This is a genomic window from Achromobacter sp. 1011811831, from assembly GCF_059760905.1.
The window spans coordinates 97,792-118,605 of the sequence record NZ_JCBANG010000004.1 but is presented as its reverse complement, the minus strand read 5'-3'; the positions used below and the strand labels follow the sequence as shown (position 1 = coordinate 118,605).

The 20,814-nt window shown below is 64.5% G+C and carries 26 protein-coding genes; 8 read left to right on the top strand and 18 right to left on the bottom strand.

Going from position 1 to position 20,814, the window contains the following annotated elements; all coding sequences use genetic code 11:
• The first annotated feature begins 56 nt into the window (after positions 1-56).
• The 6 genes from AC6LJ9_RS03125 to AC6LJ9_RS03100 are packed head-to-tail and all read left to right on the top strand — an operon-like array spanning position 57 to position 5,813.
• Entirely contained in the window at positions 57-956 is a 900-nt protein-coding gene (locus AC6LJ9_RS03125; RefSeq protein ID WP_498146390.1) for an alpha/beta fold hydrolase, read from the top strand.
• Positions 957-968: 12 nt separating this feature from the next.
• A complete protein-coding gene (locus AC6LJ9_RS03120; protein ID WP_498146398.1) occupies positions 969-2,141 on the top strand; it encodes a substrate-binding domain-containing protein in 1,173 nt (390 codons plus the stop codon).
• A gap of 13 nt (positions 2,142-2,154) precedes the next feature.
• On the top strand, positions 2,155-2,925 hold the full coding sequence (locus tag AC6LJ9_RS03115; protein WP_498146389.1) for an ABC transporter ATP-binding protein: 771 nt from the start codon (positions 2,155-2,157) through the stop codon (positions 2,923-2,925).
• Positions 2,922-3,728: an ABC transporter ATP-binding protein gene (locus tag AC6LJ9_RS03110; protein ID WP_498146388.1), complete on the top strand. Its 807-nt coding sequence runs from the start codon at positions 2,922-2,924 to the stop codon at positions 3,726-3,728. The genes AC6LJ9_RS03115 and AC6LJ9_RS03110 overlap by 4 nt, the downstream gene beginning before the upstream one ends.
• Positions 3,725-4,735 carry a branched-chain amino acid ABC transporter permease gene (locus AC6LJ9_RS03105; protein WP_103271735.1) on the top strand — a complete coding sequence of 337 codons (1,011 nt, stop codon included), beginning with the start codon at positions 3,725-3,727 and terminating at the stop codon, positions 4,733-4,735. The genes AC6LJ9_RS03110 and AC6LJ9_RS03105 overlap by 4 nt, the downstream gene beginning before the upstream one ends.
• 10 nt (positions 4,736-4,745) lie before the next feature.
• Complete coding sequence (locus AC6LJ9_RS03100) at positions 4,746-5,813, top strand: branched-chain amino acid ABC transporter permease (protein WP_498146387.1); 1,068 nt, start codon at positions 4,746-4,748, stop codon at positions 5,811-5,813.
• Between the two features lie 99 nt (positions 5,814-5,912).
• Here the strand turns inward: AC6LJ9_RS03100 and AC6LJ9_RS03095 are convergent, their stop codons facing one another.
• The 18 genes from AC6LJ9_RS03095 to AC6LJ9_RS03010 all read right to left on the bottom strand — a co-directional run bounded on the left by AC6LJ9_RS03095 (position 5,913) and on the right by AC6LJ9_RS03010 (position 18,682).
• Positions 5,913-6,443 (bottom strand): hypothetical protein, encoded by a 531-nt coding sequence (locus AC6LJ9_RS03095; protein ID WP_498146386.1) that lies wholly within the window; start codon positions 6,441-6,443, stop codon positions 5,913-5,915.
• Between the two features lie 148 nt (positions 6,444-6,591).
• A complete protein-coding gene (locus AC6LJ9_RS03090; RefSeq protein ID WP_498146385.1) occupies positions 6,592-7,323 on the bottom strand; it encodes a hypothetical protein in 732 nt (243 codons plus the stop codon).
• Between the two features lie 59 nt (positions 7,324-7,382).
• The gene (gene rpsQ / locus AC6LJ9_RS03085) at positions 7,383-7,664 is read right to left on the bottom strand and encodes a 30S ribosomal protein S17 (RefSeq protein ID WP_006216549.1); all 282 of its coding nucleotides are present in this window, start codon (positions 7,662-7,664) and stop codon (positions 7,383-7,385) included.
• Between the two features lie 2 nt (positions 7,665-7,666).
• Positions 7,667-7,858, bottom strand: coding sequence for a 50S ribosomal protein L29 (gene rpmC / locus AC6LJ9_RS03080; RefSeq protein WP_003806912.1), 192 nt, complete (start codon positions 7,856-7,858; stop codon positions 7,667-7,669).
• Between the two features lie 13 nt (positions 7,859-7,871).
• Positions 7,872-8,288 (bottom strand): 50S ribosomal protein L16, encoded by a 417-nt coding sequence (rplP, locus tag AC6LJ9_RS03075; protein ID WP_006389610.1) that lies wholly within the window; start codon positions 8,286-8,288, stop codon positions 7,872-7,874.
• A gap of 2 nt (positions 8,289-8,290) precedes the next feature.
• The gene (gene rpsC / locus AC6LJ9_RS03070) at positions 8,291-9,082 is read right to left on the bottom strand and encodes a 30S ribosomal protein S3 (RefSeq protein ID WP_103271738.1); all 792 of its coding nucleotides are present in this window, start codon (positions 9,080-9,082) and stop codon (positions 8,291-8,293) included.
• Positions 9,083-9,091: 9 nt separating this feature from the next.
• On the bottom strand, positions 9,092-9,421 hold the full coding sequence (gene rplV, locus AC6LJ9_RS03065; RefSeq protein WP_006389608.1) for a 50S ribosomal protein L22: 330 nt from the start codon (positions 9,419-9,421) through the stop codon (positions 9,092-9,094).
• A 3-nt stretch (positions 9,422-9,424) separates the two neighbouring features.
• A complete protein-coding gene (rpsS, locus tag AC6LJ9_RS03060) occupies positions 9,425-9,700 on the bottom strand; it encodes a 30S ribosomal protein S19 (RefSeq protein WP_006216555.1) in 276 nt (91 codons plus the stop codon).
• A gap of 12 nt (positions 9,701-9,712) precedes the next feature.
• Positions 9,713-10,540: a 50S ribosomal protein L2 gene (rplB, locus tag AC6LJ9_RS03055; protein ID WP_103271739.1), complete on the bottom strand. Its 828-nt coding sequence runs from the start codon at positions 10,538-10,540 to the stop codon at positions 9,713-9,715.
• Positions 10,541-10,837 carry a 50S ribosomal protein L23 gene (rplW, locus tag AC6LJ9_RS03050; protein WP_006216557.1) on the bottom strand — a complete coding sequence of 99 codons (297 nt, stop codon included), beginning with the start codon at positions 10,835-10,837 and terminating at the stop codon, positions 10,541-10,543.
• Positions 10,834-11,454: a 50S ribosomal protein L4 gene (gene rplD / locus AC6LJ9_RS03045; protein WP_103271740.1), complete on the bottom strand. Its 621-nt coding sequence runs from the start codon at positions 11,452-11,454 to the stop codon at positions 10,834-10,836. Before rplD ends, rplW begins: the two co-directional genes overlap by 4 nt.
• A gap of 4 nt (positions 11,455-11,458) precedes the next feature.
• Positions 11,459-12,148 (bottom strand): 50S ribosomal protein L3, encoded by a 690-nt coding sequence (rplC, locus tag AC6LJ9_RS03040; protein WP_199770953.1) that lies wholly within the window; start codon positions 12,146-12,148, stop codon positions 11,459-11,461.
• 505 nt (positions 12,149-12,653) lie between these two features.
• Complete coding sequence (gene rpsJ / locus AC6LJ9_RS03035; RefSeq protein WP_003806903.1) at positions 12,654-12,965, bottom strand: 30S ribosomal protein S10; 312 nt, start codon at positions 12,963-12,965, stop codon at positions 12,654-12,656.
• A 70-nt stretch (positions 12,966-13,035) separates the two neighbouring features.
• A complete protein-coding gene (tuf, locus tag AC6LJ9_RS03030; protein WP_103271742.1) occupies positions 13,036-14,226 on the bottom strand; it encodes an elongation factor Tu in 1,191 nt (396 codons plus the stop codon).
• A 76-nt stretch (positions 14,227-14,302) separates the two neighbouring features.
• Positions 14,303-16,405, bottom strand: coding sequence for an elongation factor G (gene fusA / locus AC6LJ9_RS03025; protein WP_212318383.1), 2,103 nt, complete (start codon positions 16,403-16,405; stop codon positions 14,303-14,305).
• A gap of 17 nt (positions 16,406-16,422) precedes the next feature.
• A complete protein-coding gene (gene rpsG / locus AC6LJ9_RS03020) occupies positions 16,423-16,893 on the bottom strand; it encodes a 30S ribosomal protein S7 (protein WP_212318381.1) in 471 nt (156 codons plus the stop codon).
• 169 nt (positions 16,894-17,062) lie between these two features.
• A complete protein-coding gene (gene rpsL, locus AC6LJ9_RS03015; RefSeq protein ID WP_005017264.1) occupies positions 17,063-17,440 on the bottom strand; it encodes a 30S ribosomal protein S12 in 378 nt (125 codons plus the stop codon).
• Between the two features lie 540 nt (positions 17,441-17,980).
• Entirely contained in the window at positions 17,981-18,682 is a 702-nt protein-coding gene (locus tag AC6LJ9_RS03010) for a response regulator transcription factor (protein WP_498146384.1), read from the bottom strand.
• Between the two features lie 268 nt (positions 18,683-18,950).
• Between AC6LJ9_RS03010 and AC6LJ9_RS03005 the strand changes: the two genes are divergently transcribed.
• Together AC6LJ9_RS03005 and AC6LJ9_RS03000 are read left to right on the top strand one after the other, a co-directional pair.
• Positions 18,951-19,664, top strand: coding sequence for a response regulator transcription factor (locus tag AC6LJ9_RS03005; protein WP_212318377.1), 714 nt, complete (start codon positions 18,951-18,953; stop codon positions 19,662-19,664).
• A 38-nt stretch (positions 19,665-19,702) separates the two neighbouring features.
• Positions 19,703-20,809, top strand: a complete 1,107-nt coding sequence (locus AC6LJ9_RS03000; RefSeq protein ID WP_103271747.1) for a FecR domain-containing protein — start codon at positions 19,703-19,705, stop codon at positions 20,807-20,809.
• Positions 20,810-20,814 lie beyond the last annotated feature (5 nt).

The following is a 20,814-nucleotide window of genomic DNA, read 5'->3' as shown; positions in this document are numbered from 1 at the left end:
AAGTCTATAGTCAGCCGGATAAGCACACAACAACCTGGAACATCCGGGAGGAGACCATGACTCAAGCGACCGCACAGGCCGCCCGTCATACGCCGGCCTCGCGCTACCTGCGCTGCGAAGGCCGGGAACTGCATTATGTGGAATGGGGCGCGCCCGACGCGCCGCCCGTCATCATGTGGCACGGCCTGGCCCGCACCGGCCGCGACTTCGACGAGCTGGCGCGGGCGCTGGCCGGCGACTATCGCATCATCTGTCCCGATGCCATCGGCCGCGGCCTGTCGCAGTGGAGCCCGGACCCCGTCGCCGAATACCGCCTGGACTTCTACGCCCGGCTGGCGCGCGCGCTGGCCGACGGGCTGGGCCTGGCGCGCCTGCGCTGGGTCGGCACGTCCATGGGCGGTGCCACCGGCATGCACGCGGCCGCCACCACGCTGCGCGACCGCATCTCGCACCTGGTGGTGAACGACATCGGCCCCACGCTGCCGCAGCCCGCGATCGACCGGATCCTGGCCTACGCCGGCCAGCCGCCGGCGTTCGATACCGTGACCGAACTCGAAGCCTGGCTGCGCGCCGCCTACAAGCCCTATGGCTGGCAGAGCGACGAACAGTGGCGCCGCATGGCCGAGACCTCGGTACGGCGCCTGCCCGACGGCCGCGTCACCGCGCATTACGACCCGGCCATCGTCGGCCAATTCAGCCACCACCCCGGCGACTACGAACGCTGGGAGGGCTACGACAGCCTGCGCATGCCGCTGCTGCTGCTGCGCGGCGCCGATTCCGACCTGCTGCTGCCCGACGTGGCGCACGCGATGACCCAGCGCGGGCCGCGCGCGCAGCGCATCGACTTCCCCGACTGCGGCCACGCCCCGGCGCTGAACGTCGCGCCGCAGATCAACGCCGTCAGGCAGTTCCTGGCTCAACCGGATCACGCGGCGGCGCCCGCCCCCGCGCATTAGGAGACAACCATGATGAAACGCGTATTGCTGGCCGCGATGGCCGGCCTGTGCATGCAATCGGCCGCCATGGCCAAGGACTTCGTCGTGGCCCACGTCTACGACAAGACCGGCCCGCTCGAAGCCTATGCCAAGCAGACCCAGAACGGCCTGATGCTGGGCCTGGAGTACGCCACGCAAGGCACGATGACGGTGGCTGGCCGCAAGATCCGCGTGATCGAGAAGGACAACCAGGGCAAGCCCGACGTGGCGCGCGCGCAGCTGGCCTCGGCCTATGCCGACGACAACGCCGACATCGCCGTCGGCCCCACGTCCTCGGGCGTGGCGCTGGCCATGCTGCCCATCGCCGAGGAATACGAGAAGATCCTGCTGGTCGAACCCGCCGTGGCGGATTCGATCACCGGCGACAAGTGGAACAAGTACATCTTCCGCACCGGCCGCAATTCCTCGCAGGACGCCATCGCCAACGCCGTGGCCTTCGACCAGGAAGGCACGTCGATCGCCATGCTGGCGCAGGACTACGCATTCGGCCGCGACGGCGTGAAGGCCTTCAAGGGCGCCCTGAAGCACGCCAAGATCGTGCACGAGGAATACCTGCCGGCCAACGCCACCGACTTCACCGCCGGCGCGCAGCGCCTGTTCGACGCGCTCAAGGACAAGCCGGGCCGCAAGATCATCTTCATCCTCTGGGCCGGCGCGGGCAACCCGTTCAAGATCGCCGACCTGGACCCGAAGCGCTACGGCATCGAGATCGCCACCGGCGGCAACACGCTGGCCGCCATGACGCCGCTGAAGTCGCTGGCCGGCATGGAAGGCGCCACCTATTACTACTACGGCATCCCCAAGAATCCGGTCAACGACTGGCTGGTCGCCGAGCACCAGAAGCGCTTCGGCCAGCCGCCGGACTTCTTCACCGCGGGCGGCATGTCGGCCGGCATCGCCATCGTGCAGGCGCTGAGCAAGACGCAGGGCAAGTCCGACACCGACACGCTGATCAAGGCCATGGAAGGCATGAGCTTCGACACGCCCAAGGGCAAGATGACGTTCCGCCCGCAGGACCACCAGGCCATGCAGTCGATGTACCACTTCCGCATCAAGAACGACGCCTCGGTGCCCTGGGCCGTGCAGGACCTGGTGCGCGAGATCACGCCCGACCAGATGGACGTGCCCGTCCAGAACAAGCGCTAGCGCATCGCCACCCATGCTCGAAACCCAAGCGCTCACGATCCGTTTCGGCGGGCACGTGGCCGTCGACAGTGTCAGTTGCGGCTTCGCGCCCGGCACCTTGACGGCCATCGTCGGCCCCAACGGCGCGGGCAAGACCACGTACTTCAACCTGATCTCCGGCCAGCTGCGCGCCAGCGCCGGTTCGGTGCGGCTGAACGGCCGCGACCTGACCGGGCTGTCCGCGCCGGCCCGCATGCATGCGGGCCTGGGCCGGGCCTTCCAGCTGACGCAGCTGTTCCCGCGCCTGAGCGTGCACGAGAACGTGCGGCTGGCGCTGCAATCGCGCCAGCAGGGCCTGGGCTGGCGCCAGATCCGCTTCTGGCGCACCTGGGACGACGACCGCGCCCTGATCGCGCGCGCCAATGAATTGCTCGAGCGCACCCGGCTGTCCGCCCGGCGCGACCACATCGCCGCCGACCTGCCGCATGGCGACCAGCGCAAGCTGGAAATCGCCATGCTGATCGCGCTGGAGCCGCAGGTGTTCATGTTCGACGAGCCCACCGCCGGCATGAGCGTGGACGACGTGCCGGTGGTGCTGGATCTGATCCGCGAGATCAAGAACGACCGCAGCAAGACCATCCTGCTGGTGGAACACAAGATGGACGTGGTGCGTGAACTGGCCGACCGCATCGTGGTGCTGCACAACGGCCGGCTGATGGCCGATGGCGAGCCCGCCGAGGTCATCGCCTCGGCCATCGTGCAGCAGGCCTACCTGGGCGTGGCCCCGACGGAGAAGACGGCATGAGCGCGATAGCGCGCGGCGCGGGCGCCGCCCCAGGCACCAATACGCCGGCGGGCGAGACCCGCCCGCTGCTCGAATTGAAAGACGTGCACACGCACATCGGCGCGTACCACATCCTGCACGGCGTGGACCTGACGGTGCCCTCCGGCCAGGTGACCATGCTGCTGGGCCGCAACGGCGCCGGCAAGACCACCACGCTGCGCACCATCATGGGCCTGTGGAAAGCCTCGCAAGGCAATCTGCGCTTCGACGGCGAGGCCGCCGGCGGACCCGGCGTGCGCGTGTCGCCGCCCGACATGGCGCGCCGCGGCGTCGCCTACGTGCCCGAGAACATGGGCATCTTCGCCGACCTGTCGGTGAAGGAGAACATCCTGCTGGCCGCGCGCGGTGCCGCCAACGCCAGCCAGCTCGACACGGCGCGGCTGGAATGGATCTTCGGGTTCTTCCCCGCGCTGCGCAAGTTCTGGCTGCATCCGGCCGGCAAGCTTTCCGGCGGGCAGAAGCAGATGCTGGCTGTCGCGCGCGCCATCATCGAACCGCGCCGGCTGCTGCTGATCGACGAGCCCAGCAAGGGCCTGGCGCCGGCCATCGTGCAGAACATGATCGACGCCTTCATCGAGCTCAAGCAGGCAGCCACCACCATCCTGCTGGTCGAGCAGAACTTCAATTTCGCGCGCCAGGTCGGCGACCGCGTGGCCGTCATGGACGACGGCCGCGTGGTGCACGCCGGCAGCATGGCGCAGCTGGCCGAGGACGAGGCGCTGCAGACGCGCCTGCTCGGCCTTTCCCTGGGAAGCCACCAATGAGTACCCTGGACGCCGACGCTCCGCTACCGCAGGTCCGCGCCGACCTGCGCCCCGTGTTGCTGGTGCTGGCGCTGGCCGCCATCGCCCTGCCGCTGGTGGGCTCCTTCTCGACCTGGCTCACGCTGACCTTCGCCGGCCTGGCGATGGGCATGATCATCTTCATCGTGGCCTCGGGCATGACGCTGGTGTTCGGCCTGATGGACGTGCTGAACTTCGGCCATGGCCTGTTCATCGCCATTGGCGCCTATCTGGCAGCCACCGTACTGGGCGCCATGGGCGACTGGACCCAGTCCGGCAGCCTGTGGATGAACCTGGCCGCCGTGCTGCCGGCCATGATCGTGGGCATGCTGGTGGCCGGCGCCGTGGGCCTGGCCTTCGAGCGCGTCATCGTGCGGCCGGTCTATGGCCAGCACCTGAAGCAGATCCTGATCACCATGGGCGGCATGATCATCGGCGAAGAGCTGATCAAGATGATCTGGGGCCCGCAGACCATTTCGCTGCCGCTGCCGGAAGCGCTGCGCGGCGCGGTGCTGCTGGGCGATGCCGCCATCGAAAAGTTCCGCATCGTGGCGCTGGTCGGCGGCCTGGCGGTGCTGGGCGGCATGCTGTGGCTGCTCAACCGCACCAAGCTGGGCCTGCTGATCCGCGCCGGCGTGGAAGACCGCGAAATGGTCGAAAGCCTGGGCTACCGTATCCGCCATCTGTTCGTCGGCGTGTTCGTGGCCGGCTCGATGCTGGCCGGACTGGGCGGCGCGCTTTGGGGTTTGTACCAGCAGTCCGTGGTGCCGCAACTGGGCGCGCAGGTCAACGTGCTGATCTTCATCGTCATCATGATCGGCGGGCTGGGATCGACGGTGGGCTGCCTGATCGGCGCGCTGCTGGTTGGCCTGATGGCCAACTACACGGGCTTCCTGATGCCCAAGGCCGCGCTCTTCTCGAACATCGCGCTCATGGTCGCCATCCTGCTGTGGCGCCCGCAAGGCGTCTACCCCGTCGCCAACCGCTAGGAACCGCCTCATGTCCCTACGTCTGCTTTCCGGCGATCCTCCGCGCAGCATGGTGCTGGGCGCGCTGCTGATCGCGGTGGCGCTGCTGCTGCTCGCCGCGCCGTTCCTGTTCCCCGGACCGAAGTCGCTCGCGGTCGCGGCCAAGATCCTGGTGTTCATCGTGCTGGTGGCCAGCTACGACCTGCTGCTGGGCTATACCGGCATCGTCAGCTTCGCGCACACCATGTTCTTCGGCATCGGCGCCTATGGCGTGGCCATCGCCAGCGTGCGGCTGGAGCCGGGCTGGACCGCGGTGCTGGCCGGCGCCGCCAGCGGCCTGGCGGTGTCGCTGGCCTTCGCGTTGCTGATCGGGCTGGCCAGCCTGCGCGTGCGCGCCATCTTCTACGCCATGATCACGCTGGCCGTGGCCGCCGCGTTCCAGACGCTGGTATCACAGCTGTCGGATCTGACGGGCGGCGAGGACGGGCTGAACTTCAAGGTGCCGCAGATGCTGCGCCCCGCTTTCCGCCCCTTGTCCGAGCCGCTGTTCGGCGTGACGGTGGACGGACGCATCATCACCTACTACCTGATCGCCGCGGTCGCCGTCGTGCTGTTCCTGCTGCTGCTGCGCATCGTCAATTCGCCGTTCGGCCGCGTGCTGCAGGCCATCCGCGAAAATCCGTTCCGCGCCGAGGCCATCGGCTACCGCACGGTGCTGTACCGCAGCCTGTCCAACCTGCTGGCGGCCGCCTTCGCCACGCTGGCCGGCGCGCTCTACGCGCTCTGGCTGCGCTACAACGGGCCGGACACTTCGCTGTCGTTCGAGATCATGCTGAACATCCTGCTGATGCTGGTGATTGGTGGCATGGGCACCATGTACGGCGCGGTGATCGGCGCGAGCCTGTTCGTGTTCGCGCAAAGCTATCTGCAGGACGGCCTGCACCTGATCCACGAAACAGTGGCGGGCGTGGCGCCGCTGGCGCTGCTGTTCGAGCCTGACCGCTGGCTGCTGTGGCTGGGCATCCTGTTCGTGGTGTCGGTGTATTACTTTCCGACGGGGATCGCGGGACGGCTCAGGGAACTGGCGCAGCGGCGATAAGCCGGCGCGCTTGCCGCGCCGGCTGCCACGGTTCCCGGGCTCAGGCAAAAACTGCTGCCGCCTGCTTTTGCCTGGCCATCCACGGCCTCGCGCCGCGCGCTATTTCACGCGGCTGCGCACATCGTCCACGCTGCGCTTTACGTCATCCACGCGTCGCTGCAGATCGTCGATCTTGCGGCTGCTGGAATCCGCGTTGCTGTTCAGTTGCGACACGCTGCGCGACAGCTTCTCCAGTTCGTTCTTCTGGCTGTCCGCGTTGCGGCTCAGCTTGTCCAGGTCGTTGCGCTGGCCGTCGCTGCTGCGGCCGCCGTCGCCCTGCTTGCGCTCCAGCGCCGACAGTTTCTGCGTCTGTTCTTCCAGCTTGCGGCTCAGCTCCTCGTTCTTGCGCCGCAATTCCGTCAACGCATCGGCCTGCTCACTGATCTGGCGGGTCAACTTGCTGACCTCCATGCCCGCACGCACCTGACCGTCGCTACCGATGACGACCACGCTCTCGCTGAAGGGACGCTGCACAGTGACGTCCTTCAATTGCACGCTATTGAGATCGGCCTGGGCTGCCGGCGCCATCAAGACCAGCACCATCGGAACCACGCCGCAAGCGGCCACGAACTTACCCACAGATCCACGCATGTTTCACGCTCCTGCCGACTGAAGTCCGGGCACGCGGAATGCGTGCCCGCGAAAGTTGTAACAGGCGGGATCGAGGCCGGGAATACCCTGATTCCGGACAGTTGCTACGCTGGGTTTCAGACGTGGGGTGTGCGCCGAAGGCGGCCCCTCAACGCGACGGCGTGCTCAAGGTATTGGCATTGCGCAGCATGCCGTCCACCTTGCGCTGCATGGCATCGACCTGGCGCCGCGCATCCATCGTGCCGTCCAGGCGCGAGCCGGCCGGCGCGGGGGCCAGCTTCGGCATGGAAGGCGGCGGCAGATCGGCCGAACTCCGGCCCAGCGGGATCGTGCCTGCCGGCGCTGCGCGCGGACCCGGCGTTTGATTGAACAAGCGTTCCAATGCCTGCAAGCGCATGCGTTGTTCGTCGATGGCGCGCTCCTGTCCGGCGAGCGCCAGCTCGTCCTCGTCTTGCGTGCCAAAAATGGCGGCATGGTCACGCGAGTCTGCGGGAAACTGCACGCGCGGATCGGGGCCGGCGGTCAGGGCGTTGCCGCCCCGCTTGTCGATGGGCATCGGCACATCGCCAGGCGATGCGACGGACCTATCCGCGCCAGTTTGAGCACCAGGATTTGCGACGCCGGCCTTGGCGGCCGGTCCGGCCAGCCCCTGCTCCGCCACTGGCATCGCTGGCGTGGGCGCCGCGCCCACAGGCTCCGCGGGCAGCGACTGCGCCGCGGATATCGTCCAGGCTACCGTGCATGCAAACATGCTCATGCCGCACGCCGCGCGTGCGATCCGCTTGAAGCCTGAAAAACGGCGGCCCATGTCTTTGCCCTGCTCCCCATTACCTGGTTGCGCGCATCTCGACGGACGCGACAGACGAAAAAAAAACGGCAAGGGTTTGATCCCTTGCCGTTTTTATATCAGAACGGCATGCCGTCCCGATGAACTGCTACTTAGATGATACGCGCGGCTTCAACCAGACGCACCACACGCCACGACTTCGAGCGCGAGATGGGACGGCCTTCAGCGATTTCGACGGTATCGCCTTCGTTGTACTGGTTCGACTCATCGTGCGCCTTGTACTTCGCGGAACGCATGATGATCTTGCCGAAGATGGGGTGCTTGACGCGGCGCTCGACGAGCACAACGACAGTCTTGTCCATCTTGTTGCTGACGACCTTGCCAACCAGCGTGCGCTGGCGCTTGGCCACTTGGGTGTTTTGAGTTTCGCTCATCTTTATTTCCCTGCCTTCTCGGTCAGCAAGGTACGCACGCGCGCGATGTCGCGGCGCACGTTGCGCAGCTGGCTGGTATTGGCAAGCTGCTGCGTGGCCTTCTGCATACGCAGACCGAATTGTGCCTTCAGCAGGCTTTCGAGCTCTTTGCCGAGCTCGGCGGCGTCTTTCGAACGGAGTTCGCTGGCTTTCATGTCTTAGTACTCCTTAAGCACCGATATGACGCGCGACGAACGTGGTCGAAATCGGCAGCTTGGCAGCGGCCAGGCGGAAAGCTTCACGCGCGAGCTCTTCGCTAACCCCTTCCATTTCGTAGAGCACCTTGCCGGGCTGAATTTCGGCGACCCAGTACTCCGGGTTGCCCTTACCGTTACCCATACGGACTTCGGCAGGCTTCTGCGAGATCGGCTTGTCCGGGAAAATCCGGATCCAGATGCGGCCGCCACGCTTGATGTGACGGTTGATGGCACGACGAGCGGCTTCGATCTGGCGGGCGGTCAGACGGCCACGGCCGGTGGCCTTCAGACCGAATTCGCCGAACGACACGTGGGTGCCGCGAGTCGCCAGACCGGTGTTGCGGCCCTTTTGCTCTTTGCGATACTTTCTGCGAGAGGGTTGCAGCATGGTTATTCTCCTTCAGGAGCCGGAGCCGCGTCCGCCTTGCGGGGACCACGGCCACGACCACCCGGACGACCGGTGCGAGCACCTTCCGGACGATCGCCACGCGGAGCGCGGCGCGGACGGCGTTCTTCTTCACGCGGGGCGGCGGTTTCCGGCGGCAGTTCGCCGTTGGCCAGCATGTCGCCCTTGTAGACCCAGACCTTGATGCCGATCACACCGTAGGTGGTGTGAGCTTCGGAGGTGCCGTAGTCGATGTTCGCCTTCAGCGTGTGCAGCGGCACACGGCCTTCGCGGTACCACTCGGTGCGAGCGATTTCGATGCCGTTCAGACGGCCCGACGACATGATCTTGATGCCCTGGGCACCCAGACGCATGGCGTTCTGCATCGCACGCTTCATGGCGCGACGGAACATGATGCGCTTTTCGAGCTGTTGCGAGATCGAATCGGCGATCAGTTGAGCATCGGTTTCCGGCTTGCGGATTTCTTCGATGTTCACGTGCACCGGCACGCCCATCAGGCGCTGCAGATCAGCCTTCAGGCTTTCGATGTCTTCGCCGCGCTTGCCGATCACCACGCCCGGACGAGCCGAGTAGACGGTGATGCGGGCATTCTTGGCGGGACGCTCGATGATCACGCGACCAACGGAGGCGCTCTTGAGCTTCTTCTTCAGGTACTCGCGGACGCGAATGTCTTCGGCCAGCATGGCGCCGAAGGCCTTGTCGTCGGCGAACCAACGCGAGGACCAGTTACGGGTGACCGCGAGACGGAACCCAGTGGGGTGAATTTTCTGACCCATCGTGACTCCTTAAGCTCCGACCTTGACCGTGATGTGGCAGGTCTGCTTCTCGATACGGTTGCCGCGGCCCTTGGCGCGAGCGGAGAAGCGCTTCATCGACTGAGCCTTGTCCACGAAAATCGTGGTGACCTTCAGTTCGTCGATATCGGCGCCGTCGTTGTGCTCGGCGTTGGCGATGGCGGACTCGACAGCCTTCTTCAGGATGGCGGCGGCCTTCTTCGGCGAGAAGGTGAGGATTTCCAGCGCACGGCCGACCTTCTGGCCGCGGATCAGGTCCGCAACCAGGCGAGTCTTTTGTGCGGAGATGTGAACCCCACGGATAATGGCAGTAGTTTCCATCGCTTACCTCTTCGCCTTCTTGTCCGCGGCGTGACCCTTGAACGTACGGGTCAGCGCGAACTCGCCCAGCTTGTGACCGACCATGTTCTCGTTGATGTAAACGGGAACATGCTGCTTGCCGTTGTGCACAGCGATCGTCAGACCGATGAACTCGGGCAGGATCGTGGAACGGCGCGACCAGGTCTTGATCGGCTTCTTGTCTTTGCCCGCGACGGCCGTGTCCACCTTTTTGATCAGGTGAGCGTCGACAAACGGGCCTTTCTTGATCGAACGTGACATAGTGTTCGCCTCTTACTTGCGCTTGCGCCGTTGGACGATCATATTGTTCGTCCGCTTGTTGCGACGGGTCTTGAAACCCTTCGCCGGAGTGCCCCACGGGCTGACCGGCTCGCGTGCTTCACCGGTACGGCCTTCGCCGCCACCGTGCGGGTGATCGACCGGGTTCATGGCCACGCCACGAACCGTCGGGCGGACACCGCGCCAACGCATTGCACCGGCCTTGCCGATCTGGCGCAGGCTGTGTTCTTCGTTACCGACTTCACCGATGGTGGCGCGGCACTCGATGTGCACGCGGCGCACTTCACCCGAGCGCAGACGAACCTGGGCGTACGTGCCTTCGCGGGCCAGCAGGACGGCGGAAGCGCCGGCCGAACGGACCATCTGAGCACCCTTGCCGGGGATCATTTCCACGCAGTGGATGGTGGTACCCACCGGGATGTTGCGGATCGGCAGCGTGTTGCCGGCGCGGATCGGGGCTTCGATGCCCGAGACCAGCGTGGCGCCCACTTCCAGGCCACGGGGAGCGATGATGTAACGACGCTCGCCGTCGGCGTAGCACAGCAGAGCGATGTGCGCCGTACGGTTCGGGTCATATTCCAGACGCTCGACCTTTGCCGGGATGCCATCCTTGTCGCGACGGAAGTCGACGACACGGTAGTGTTGCTTGTGACCACCGCCACGATGACGGACGGTGATGTGGCCGTTGTTGTTACGGCCCGAGCCACGGGTCTTCTTTTCGAGCAGCGGCGCGTAGGGCTCGCCCTTGTGCAGGTTCGGGCTGACAACCTTCACCATGCCACGGCGGCCAGCCGAAGTCGGCTTAACTTTTACGAGGGCCATTTACTTCACCTCCGCAAAGTCGATTTCCTGGCCGTCCTTGAGCGAGACGTAGGCCTTGCGCTCATTGCGACGGCGGCCGACGAAACGGCCAAAGCGCTTGACTTTGCCCTTACGGTTGAGGACCTGCACGGACTCGACCTGCACCTTGAAGAGCAGTTCGACGGCAGCCTTGATTTCCGGCTTGGTAGCGTCAGCCACGACACGGAAAGCGACTTGCTGATTCTTCTCAGCGACGAACGTGGCCTTTTCGGTCACGATCGGAGCCAGAATGACTTGCATCAAGCGTTCAGCGTTCATCCCAGCATCTCCTCGAGTTGAGCGATGGCCGGCTTGGTGATCAGCACTTTCTTGTAGTGGACCAGCGACAACGGATCGGCGTAACGGGGCTCGACCACGGCAACGTGCGGCAGGTTGCGGGTGGCGAGGTAAACATTTTCATCGACGTTGTCGGTGATGATCAGCACCGAATCCAGGCCCAGGCTCTTCAGCTTGGCGGCAGCCAGCTTGGTCTTGGGGGATTCGAGGTCGAACGATTCGACGACGGCGATGCGGTCTTCGCGGGCCAGCTGCGACAGGATCGAGCGGATACCGGCGCGGTACATCTTCTTGTTGACCTTCTGGCTGAAGTTTTCTTCAGGCGAGTTCGGGAAGATGCGACCACCACCACGCCACAGCGGCGACGAGGTCATACCGGCGCGAGCGCGGCCGGTACCCTTCTGACGCCAGGGCTTCTTGGTGGAGTGCTTGACTTCGGAACGGTCCTTCTGGGCGCGGTTACCGGCACGGGCGTTGGCTTGGAAAGCCACGACGACCTGGTGAATCAGCGCTTCGTTGAAGTCACGACCGAAAATCGTGTCGGGCGCGCTGAACGTAGCGGCAGCCTGACCTTGTTCGTTCAGGAGCTTGAGATCCATTTACTTACGCTCCCTTCTTGGCCGGGGCCTTGATGGCCGGGCGCACGACGATATCGGAGCCAGCGTGGCCGGGGACGGCGCCCTTGACCAGCAGCAGGCCGCGCTCGGCGTCAACGCGAACGACGTCCAGGTTCTGGACGGTGCGGGTGACGTCGCCCAGGTGACCAGCCATGCGCTTACCCGGGAAAATACGGCCCGGATCTTGAGCTTGACCGATCGAGCCCGGCACGCGGTGCGAACGGGAGTTACCGTGCGACGCGCGTTGCGAACCGAAGTTGTGGCGCTTGATGGTACCGGCGAAACCCTTACCGATGGTGGTGCCCGTCACGTCGACCTGTTGGCCGGCTTCGAACACGGATTCCACGGCGATGACGGCGCCAGCCGCGAATTCAGCGGCGCGGGCGGGGTCGAGGCGGAACTCTTTCAGGATGCTGCCGGCTTCAGTGCCGGCCTTGGCGTAGTGGCCCGTTTGCGGCTGAGCCACACGCGAGGCACGACGGGTGCCATAAGCCACCTGGATCGCGGCGTAGCCGTCGGTTTCCAGCGACTTAACCTGGGTCACACGGTTGTTCGACACGTCCAGCACGGTTACCGGGATGGATTCACCTTCCTCGGTAAAAATGCGGGTCATGCCGACCTTGCGACCCACCAGACCCAGCCGGTGAGCGGCGGGCGTGGGTGTCGAATTCGACATCGTTTTCTCCATTCCCGACTGCGATTGGTCGGGGCTAATCGGGCAAAAGGTAACGGCCTTTGCCCTACGACTATGTGCAACCTGGCCCGGACTTTCCGGACGTTTCCCCTGCGGGTTTCCTTACGGATTCACGCAAAAGACCCGGCAACGCAAAGCGTCGGACCATAGTTAGACTTGCCACAAAATGGCAAGCTTGGCATATTAGCACGTTTTTTTCAGGCAACACAAGCACTTAGCGCGTTTTCCGTGTCGGCCGCGCGACGCGGAGCGGGCAGATCGGCGCCCGGGCCTGCGGCGGCATGCCGATATCTTCCGGCACTCAGCCCTGATCAATCGTTGATCAGCGGCTGACCGACAAAGTAAGCGCCTGCTAACTTACCTGCGCCTTGTGTACAGCCCGCGCCTGCGCTGGCACCGGCCACAAAACAAAATGGCCGCAGTCCCGAGGGATTGCGGCCATTTTTCACAGGTCGGCGGGCGAAGGTCGCCAACCTGCTACGCCTACTTACTGCAGCGCGATTTCGACGTCAACGCCGGCCGGCAGGTCCAGACGCATCAAGGCGTCAACGGTCTTGTCGGTGGGATCAACGATGTCCATCAAGCGCTGGTGCGTGCGGATTTCGAACTGATCGCGCGACGTCTTGTTGACGTGCGGCGAACGCAGCACGTCATAGCGACGGATGCGCGTGGGCAGCGGCACCGGACCACGGACGACGGCGCCCGTGCGCTTGGCGGTATCAACGATTTCAGCGGCCGATTGATCGATCAGCTTGTAATCGAAGGCTTTCAAGCGGATGCGGATCTTCTGGTTTTTCATGGCGTTTCCTAAAGAACGAGTTGCGAGGGCGCGGTGCGCCCCCGCTGGGTAGGTGCTGCTTGTGATCCGATTACTTCAGGATCTTGGCGACGACGCCGGCGCCGACGGTACGACCGCCTTCACGGATGGCGAAGCGCAGGCCTTCTTCCATGGCGATGGGGGCCAGCAGCTTGACGGTCATCGTCACGTTGTCGCCCGGCAGAACCATTTCCTTGTCGGCCGGCAGGTCGATCGTGCCCGTCACGTCCGTCGTGCGGAAGTAGAACTGGGGACGATAGCCGTTGAAGAACGGGGTATGGCGGCCGCCTTCTTCCTTGGACAGGATGTACACCTCGGACGTGAAGTCCGTGTGCGGGGTGATCGAGCCCGGCTTGGCCAGAACCTGGCCGCGCTGGACGTCTTCACGCTTGGTGCCGCGCAGCAGGATGCCCACGTTGTCGCCGGCTTGGCCTTGGTCCAGCAGCTTGCGGAACATTTCCACGCCCGTGCAGGTCGTCTTGACCGTCGGGGTGATACCGACGATTTCGATTTCCTCGCCGACCTTGATGATGCCGCGTTCGATACGGCCGGTCACCACGGTGCCGCGACCCGAGATCGAGAACACGTCTTCCACCGGCATCAGGAACGCGCCGTCAACGGCACGCTCGGGCGTCGGGATGTAGGTGTCCAGGGCTTGGGCCAGGGCCAGGATGGCCTGCTCGCCCAGCTCGCCCTTGTCGCCTTCCAGCGCCAGCTTGGCCGAACCCTTGACGATCGGGGTGTCGTCGCCCGGGAAGTCGTACTTGGACAGCAGTTCGCGAACTTCCATTTCCACCAGCTCGAGCAGCTCGGCGTCGTCAACCATGTCAGCCTTGTTCAGGAAGACGATGATGTACGGCACGCCGACCTGGCGCGACAGCAGGATGTGCTCGCGGGTCTGCGGCATCGGGCCGTCAGCGGCCGACACGACCAGGATCGCGCCGTCCATCTGGGCAGCGCCCGTGATCATGTTCTTGACGTAGTCGGCGTGGCCCGGGCAGTCAACGTGCGCGTAGTGACGCGATTCCGTTTCGTACTCGACGTGCGCGGTGTTGATGGTGATGCCGCGCGCCTTTTCTTCAGGAGCCGCGTCGATCTGGTCGTAGCCCTTGGCTTCGCCGCCGAACTTGGTCGACAGAACCGTCGTGATGGCTGCCGTCAACGTCGTTTTGCCGTGGTCAACGTGACCAATCGTACCCACGTTCACGTGCGGCTTGGTACGTTCAAACTTGCCTTTTGCCATGATCTCTATCCTTTGACTTTCAAGGAAATTTCGATATTTGCCGCGCCGCCTTTTGGGCGGACGCGGCGAGGGTTATTTACTTGGCCCGAGCGGCGATGACTTCGTCAGCGACGTTCTTGGGGGCCTCGGAGTAATGCTTGAATTCCATCGTGTACGTGGCACGACCTTGCGTCAGCGAACGCAGGTTCGTGGCGTAACCGAACATCTCGGCCAGCGGAACTTCGGCCTTGATGACCTTGCCGCCGCCAACCATGTCGTCCATGCCCTGAACCATGCCGCGACGCGAGGACAGATCGCCCATCACGGTACCGGCGTAGTCTTCAGGCGTTTCGACTTCAACGGCCATCATGGGCTCGAGCAGCACGGGGCTGGCCTTGCGCATGCCTTCCTTGAAGCCCATCGAGCCGGCCATCTTGAACGCGTTTTCGTTCGAGTCCACGTCGTGGTACGAACCGAAGAACAGCGTGACCTTGACGTCCACGACCGGGTAACCGGCCAGGATGCCCGACGGCAGGGTTTCCTGGATGCCCTTGTCCACCGCGGGGATGAACTCGCGCGGCACCACGCCGCCCTTGATGGCGTCCACGAACTCGTAGCCGCCGCCCGGGGGCAGCGGTTCGACCTTCAGGACCACGTGACCGTACTGGCCGCGACCGCCCGACTGCTTGACGAACTTGCCTTCGACTTCGTCGCAGGTCTTGCGGATCGTTTCGCGGTAGGCCACCTGCGGCTTGCCGACGTTGGCTTCCACGCCGAATTCGCGCTTCATGCGATCGACCAGAATTTCCAGGTGCAGCTCGCCCATGCCGGAAATGATGGTCTGGCCGGATTCTTCGTCGCTACGCACGCGGAACGACGGATCTTCCTGAGCCAGGCGCGACAGCGCCAGGCCCATCTTTTCCTGGTCAGCCTTCGACTTGGGTTCGACGGCCTGCGAAATCACGGGCTCCGGGAACACCATGCGCTCGAGCAGGATGTGGGAGTCGATGTCGCACAGCGTTTCGCCGGTCGTCACGTCCTTCAAACCCACCACGGCGGCGATGTCGCCGGCCAGAACTTCCTTGATTTCCTCGCGGTTGTTCGCGTGCATCTGCAGAATGCGGCCGATACGTTCCTTCTTGCCCTTGATGGGGTTGTAGACCGTGTCGCCCGACTTCAGGACGCCCGAGTAAACGCGCACGAAGGTCAGCTGACCCACGAACGGATCGCTCATCAGCTTGAACGCCAGCGCCGAGAACTTTTCGTCGTCGTCGGCGGTGCGCTGGACCGGATTGCCATCGTCGTCCTGGCCATCAACCGGGGGAATGTCCACGGGCGACGGCAGGTAGTCGATGACGGCGTCGAGCATGCGCTGCACGCCCTTGTTCTTGAAGGCGGTGCCGCACAGCATCGGCTGGATCTCGCCGGCGATGGTGCGCTGGCGGATGGCCTTGTTGATTTCGTCTTCGTCCAGCGAACCGGTCTCGAGGTACTTGTTCATCAGTTCCTCGGACGACTCGGCGGCAGCCTCGACCAGCTTCTCGCGCCATTCTTCGGCAGCGCCTTGCAGCTCGGCCGGAATGTCTTCGTAGTCGAACTTGATGCCTTGGCTGGCTTCGTCCCAGATGATGGCTTTCATCTTGACCAGATCGATGACGCCCTTGAACGAGTCTTCGGCGCCGATCGGGATCACGACGGGCACGGGGTTCGCACGCAGACGCGTCTTCAGCTGGTCATAGACCTTGAAGAAGTTGGCGCCGGTACGGTCCATCTTGTTGACGAAGGCCAGACGCGGCACGCCGTACTTGTTGGCTTGGCGCCACACGGTTTCGGACTGAGGCTGAACGCCGCCCACCGCGCAATAGACCATGCAGGCACCGTCCAGGACGCGCATGGAACGTTCCACCTCAATGGTGAAGTCCACGTGTCCCGGGGTGTCGATGATGTTGATGCGGTGTTCGGGGTAGTTCTTGGCCATGCCACGCCAAAACGCCGTCGTAGCAGCCGACGTAATGGTGATGCCACGCTCTTGCTCTTGCTCCATCCAGTCCATGGTGGCGGCGCCATCATGCACTTCGCCAATCTTGTGATTGACGCCGGTGTAGAACAGGATGCGTTCGGTCGTGGTGGTTTTCCCTGCATCGATGTGCGCAGAGATGCCAATGTTGCGATAGCGCTCGATCGGGGTTTTGCGGGCCATGGTGGGTAGTCCTTAAATTACCAGCGGAAATGGCTGAAAGCCTTGTTGGCTTCGGCCATCTTGTGCGTGTCTTCGCGCTTCTTCATCGCGGCGCCACGACCTTCGGACGCATCGATCAGTTCGCCAGCCAGACGCAGATCCATCGACTTCTCGCCACGCTTCTTGGCGGCTTCACGGAGCCAACGCATAGCCAGGGCCAGGCGGCGCACGGGGCGCACTTCAACCGGCACTTGGTAGTTGGCACCGCCAACGCGGCGGCTCTTCACTTCGACGATCGGCTTGATGTTGTTGATCGCCGTGCTGAACACCTCGATCGGCTCCTTGCCGGTCTTGGTGGCGACTTGCGCGAGGGCACCGTAAACGATGCGCTCGGCGACGGCCTTCTTGCCGTCCAGCATGACGACGTTCATGAACTTGGCGAGCTCGACGCTGCCGAACTTGGGATCGGGCAGAATCTCGCGCTTGGGTACTTCGCGACGACGGGGCATTGTTGCTTCCTTGTGTCTGTTCAGTTGAACCGTGTTTCATTACACGGCCATGGCCGCCCATTACAGTGACGGCCCCTTACGTGCTGCACACTATTCCAGCTTCCACTGGCGCAGCTGCACACTTTCCGGTCTGCGGAACATCCGCGGCCGGGGTACTGCGATACAGCGATTAAGCCTTCTTCGGACGCTTGGCGCCGTACTTCGAGCGGGCTTGCTTACGGTCCTTGACGCCTTGCAGGTCGAGGGAACCGCGCACGATGTGATAACGCACACCGGGCAAGTCCTTCACACGACCGCCACGCACCAGAACGACCGAGTGCTCTTGCAGGTTGTGGCCTTCACCGCCGATGTACGAAATGACTTCGTAACCGTTGGTCAGACGCACCTTGGCGACCTTACGCAGAGCGGAGTTCGGCTTCTTGGGGGTGGTGGTGTACACGCGGGTGCACACGCCGCGGCGTTGCGGGCAGTTTTCGAGCGCGGGGCTCTTGCTCTTGATGATGCTGACTTCGCGCGGCTTGCGCACGAGTTGGCTGATGGTAGGCATGACCTTTGAAATCCCTTTTACGTACCACTGGTAAGTACTTACGTACTCGTCTCTTCGAGCGATATGCTCTCGGAGAAGGCGGCTCGCGCAGGACCGCCTCTAACGTCAGATACGTAAAAGAGCGGGCCTGCCAGCAAACCATGGAACGCGCAGTACCGGAAACGGCGGAAAGCGAGGCGGCCACGGCATGTATCACTGGGCATGCATCGCATGCCCGTACACACCTGGCTGCGGGGCGGGACGGCTCGTGACGCACCTCCTACCCTGCGGTGACCTGCAAGAAGCAAGCCACGCCTGTCCTTTTCACCTTTTTTCCGCGCCCGAAAACATACGGGCTCTGCGCGCAAATAAAGCAGTAAGCCCTTTAGCATAACTTGGAAAGCACTGCACTGTCAAAGAACTTTATATGCGCAGCGTAGCGGCGTGTTGGCGGCAGAAGACTGCCGATTCGGCGTAGCTGATCGGAAATGGGGTCGCATTACGCGCAAAAAGCGCGCCCGTGGCGGGCTCAAGGAGCGCGGCGCGCGCCGCCGAAGGACCCTATTGGTCGGCGAACAGGTAGCCGCTGCCGTACACGGTACGGATGGGCAGCATCACGCCGGCCAGCTCGGCCTTGCGTCGCAGGCGGCTGACGATCACGTCGATGCTGCGCGAGCCGCTGGAACGGGCGCCGCCGCCCTCGACGCGCAGCTCGTCGCCCAGCTCATTGCGGCCGACCGCCCGCCCCGCCACTTCCAGCAGCGAGCGGACGATCAGGCGTTCGTTAGCCGACAGCGAGATGGCGGTGCCCGACGGCGCGACCAGCGTCCAGCCCTGGTCGCGCAGTTCCCACTGCCCGCTGGCGGCGCCGTCCGGGCCGGCGGCCGGCTGTCCCACGGGCAGGCGGCGCGCCAGCGCCAGCAGCATGCAGGCCAGTTCGCGCGGATCCTGTGCGCCGGACAGGCAGGCGTCGGCGCCGCTTTGCAGGCAACGCAAGCGGTCATCCAGCGAAAGCGCCTTGCCGGTCACGATGATGCCCAGCGCCGAAGAGCCATGCAGCCGGGCGATCAGGGCGTAGCCAATTTCGCCCAGGGCATCCACATCGAGCACGACGGCGTCGTGGACGCCGCTATTCAACAAGCCGAACAGTTCGAGAGAAGTCGAACAGCCGCGGGCCGAAATGCCAGCCTGCAGCAGCGCCGAAACGGCGGCAGTGCGAGCCTGCTCGTCCGGCGACATCATAAGTATGCGCAGTTGATTCATTTTCCATCCCACCCCAACCCCAAGTCCCGCATCGCCGCCGGCTTGTCACGCTTGGCGGCGGGCGATGCAGTTGAGACAGTGTGGCGGCTTGTTGCGCAACAACTCCAGTCAAGATTCGTCAAGTTTGCAAAGTTTGACGGTTGTTGGCATGACTTCGTCAGGGATCCGCCGCCCGAGTTATCATTCGTTTACACAAATTTCCCCACTCCGCAATAGGAAGCCGCTACGCGTACGTGCGCAGCCCCCTCCGCGAGACACAACGCCGCCTATGAAAATCGCGTCGCTGGAAGACGACCTGGACCAAGCACGCCGTATCCAGCAGGTTCTGACGGCTGCTGGATATACATGCAGCAGCTATCAACAGAGCCGCGACCTGCTCTCGGCCATGCGCAACGAGAGCTTCGATCTGGTTCTGCTGGACTGGCACCTGCCCGACATCGACGGCGACGACGTGGTGCGCTGGCTGCGCGCCAACATCGGCCCGCGGATCCCGGTCATTTTCCTGACCAACCGATCCAGCGAGGACGACCTGGTCGAAGGGCTGCGCGCCGGCGCCGATGATTACATCGTCAAGCCATTGCGCCCCCTGGAATTGCTGGCCAGGGTGGCCGCCCTGCTGCGCCGCAGCCAGATCGCCGAACCCGCGGACGAATCGTTCGACGTGGCGAACTACCGCGTCGAGCCCTCCGCCCGCGCCATCGCGCTGAACGGCAAGGCCGTCACGCTGGCGCCCAAGGAATTCGAGCTCGCGCTGCTGTTCTTTCGCAATCTGGGCCGGCTCATGTCGCGCGATGTGCTCGCCGAATGCGTGTGGAACAGGGAAATCCCGGCCACCTCGCGCACGCTGGACACGCATCTGTCGAACATCCGGCAAAAGCTGCAACTGCGGCCGGAACACGGCGTGCGCCTGACCTCGTCCTATGCGCTGGGTTACCGCCTGGAGCTGACCAGCGCCCAGGACGACGGCCAGCCCGCGCCGTGAGCGCCCCAGCCCATGCCACATCCGGAGAATCGCCCGCCATGCGCCGCCACCGCGCCCTTGCTTCGCTTGTCCTGTTTTCCAGCCTGTTGCTCGGCGCCGTCGCGCATGGCCAGCCCGCGGGTTCGCTGGGCGAGGACTTCATCTACCGCGTGCGCGCCGGCGATACGCTGATCAACATCGCCAACACGTACACGCGCAATTCCGCCAACTGGAATCCGCTGCAGTCGCTGAACAAGATCGTCGCGCCCGAACAGCTGCCGATCGGCCTGGAATTGCACATCCCGCTGTCCATGATTCCGGTCCGGCCCGCAGAAGCGCGCGTCGTACACGTCAGCGGCCAGGCCTCCGCCGCCGGCAAGACGCTTGCGCCGGGCGCCAGCCTGCCCGAAGGCAGCACCGTCGTCACCGCGCCCAATGGCTTCGTGACGCTGGAACTGGCCGACGGCTCCAAGCTCACGCTGCCCGCGGACGGCTCGGTGGAACTGTCTCGCATGCGGCAATTCGAAGGCACCGGCCTGACCGACTCGGTGGTGCGCGTGCAGCGCGGCAGCGTGGAATCCTCGGTGGCCCCGGAGGGCCAGGGCGTGGGTCGCTTCGAGATCCGCACGCCCGTCGCCGTCACGGGCGTGCGCGGCACGCGCTTCCGTGTGCAGAGCGGCAGCGGCGGCGTGCATAGCGAAGTGCTGGAGGGTAGCGTGCGCCTGCAACCGCACGCGCCCGGCGCCACGCCGGCCAAGCCCGTCGCCGTGGCCCGCGGTTTCGGCGCGGCGGTCGGCGCGGACGGCACGGTCGCCGGTTTGCGCCAGCTGCTGCCGGCTCCGCAGCTGGCCGCGCCGACGCGCGCCGGCGGCCAATGGACCAGCGCGTTCGAGCCCGTGCCCGGCGCCAAGAGCTATCTGGTGCGCGTATCGCGCGACGCCGATGGCGCGCAGCCCGTGTCTTCCGCGCTCTTCGCCAGCAACGACATCCGCTTCCGCGCCCCCGGCGCGGGCACCTACTACGTTTCGGTGCGCGCGGTCGACGACCTGGGCCTGCACGGACAGGACGCCGTCGCCACCTTCGAAGGCATGAGCCAGCTGTCCACCGCATTCGGCCTGGGCGTGGCCACCGGCACGGGCGGCTTCGTGACGCTGACCGATTACTGAGTTTG

Coding starts and splice junctions, on each gene's coding strand:
- tuf (WP_103271742.1), bottom strand. CDS start 14,226: ATGGCAAAAGGCAAGTTTGAACGTACCAAGCCGCACGTGAACGTGGGT.
- AC6LJ9_RS03125 (WP_498146390.1), top strand. CDS start 57: ATGACTCAAGCGACCGCACAGGCCGCCCGTCATACGCCGGCCTCGCGC.
- rplP (WP_006389610.1), bottom strand. CDS start 8,288: ATGCTGCAACCCTCTCGCAGAAAGTATCGCAAAGAGCAAAAGGGCCGC.
- rpsS (WP_006216555.1), bottom strand. CDS start 9,700: ATGTCACGTTCGATCAAGAAAGGCCCGTTTGTCGACGCTCACCTGATC.
- fusA (WP_212318383.1), bottom strand. CDS start 16,405: ATGGCCCGCAAAACCCCGATCGAGCGCTATCGCAACATTGGCATCTCT.
- rpsC (WP_103271738.1), bottom strand. CDS start 9,082: ATGGGTCAGAAAATTCACCCCACTGGGTTCCGTCTCGCGGTCACCCGT.
- rpsL (WP_005017264.1), bottom strand. CDS start 17,440: ATGCCTACCATCAGCCAACTCGTGCGCAAGCCGCGCGAAGTCAGCATC.
- rplC (WP_199770953.1), bottom strand. CDS start 12,148: ATGTCGAATTCGACACCCACGCCCGCCGCTCACCGGCTGGGTCTGGTG.
- AC6LJ9_RS03005 (WP_212318377.1), top strand. CDS start 18,951: ATGAAAATCGCGTCGCTGGAAGACGACCTGGACCAAGCACGCCGTATC.
- AC6LJ9_RS03110 (WP_498146388.1), top strand. CDS start 2,922: ATGAGCGCGATAGCGCGCGGCGCGGGCGCCGCCCCAGGCACCAATACG.
- AC6LJ9_RS03000 (WP_103271747.1), top strand. CDS start 19,703: ATGCGCCGCCACCGCGCCCTTGCTTCGCTTGTCCTGTTTTCCAGCCTG.
- rplV (WP_006389608.1), bottom strand. CDS start 9,421: ATGGAAACTACTGCCATTATCCGTGGGGTTCACATCTCCGCACAAAAG.
- rpmC (WP_003806912.1), bottom strand. CDS start 7,858: ATGAAAGCCAGCGAACTCCGTTCGAAAGACGCCGCCGAGCTCGGCAAA.
- rpsQ (WP_006216549.1), bottom strand. CDS start 7,664: ATGAGCGAAACTCAAAACACCCAAGTGGCCAAGCGCCAGCGCACGCTG.
- rpsJ (WP_003806903.1), bottom strand. CDS start 12,965: ATGAAAAACCAGAAGATCCGCATCCGCTTGAAAGCCTTCGATTACAAG.
- rplB (WP_103271739.1), bottom strand. CDS start 10,540: ATGGCCCTCGTAAAAGTTAAGCCGACTTCGGCTGGCCGCCGTGGCATG.
- AC6LJ9_RS03105 (WP_103271735.1), top strand. CDS start 3,725: ATGAGTACCCTGGACGCCGACGCTCCGCTACCGCAGGTCCGCGCCGAC.
- rplW (WP_006216557.1), bottom strand. CDS start 10,837: ATGAACGCTGAACGCTTGATGCAAGTCATTCTGGCTCCGATCGTGACC.
- AC6LJ9_RS03100 (WP_498146387.1), top strand. CDS start 4,746: ATGTCCCTACGTCTGCTTTCCGGCGATCCTCCGCGCAGCATGGTGCTG.
- AC6LJ9_RS03095 (WP_498146386.1), bottom strand. CDS start 6,443: ATGCGTGGATCTGTGGGTAAGTTCGTGGCCGCTTGCGGCGTGGTTCCG.
- rpsG (WP_212318381.1), bottom strand. CDS start 16,893: ATGCCCCGTCGTCGCGAAGTACCCAAGCGCGAGATTCTGCCCGATCCC.
- AC6LJ9_RS03120 (WP_498146398.1), top strand. CDS start 969: ATGAAACGCGTATTGCTGGCCGCGATGGCCGGCCTGTGCATGCAATCG.
- rplD (WP_103271740.1), bottom strand. CDS start 11,454: ATGGATCTCAAGCTCCTGAACGAACAAGGTCAGGCTGCCGCTACGTTC.
- AC6LJ9_RS03115 (WP_498146389.1), top strand. CDS start 2,155: ATGCTCGAAACCCAAGCGCTCACGATCCGTTTCGGCGGGCACGTGGCC.
- AC6LJ9_RS03010 (WP_498146384.1), bottom strand. CDS start 18,682: ATGAATCAACTGCGCATACTTATGATGTCGCCGGACGAGCAGGCTCGC.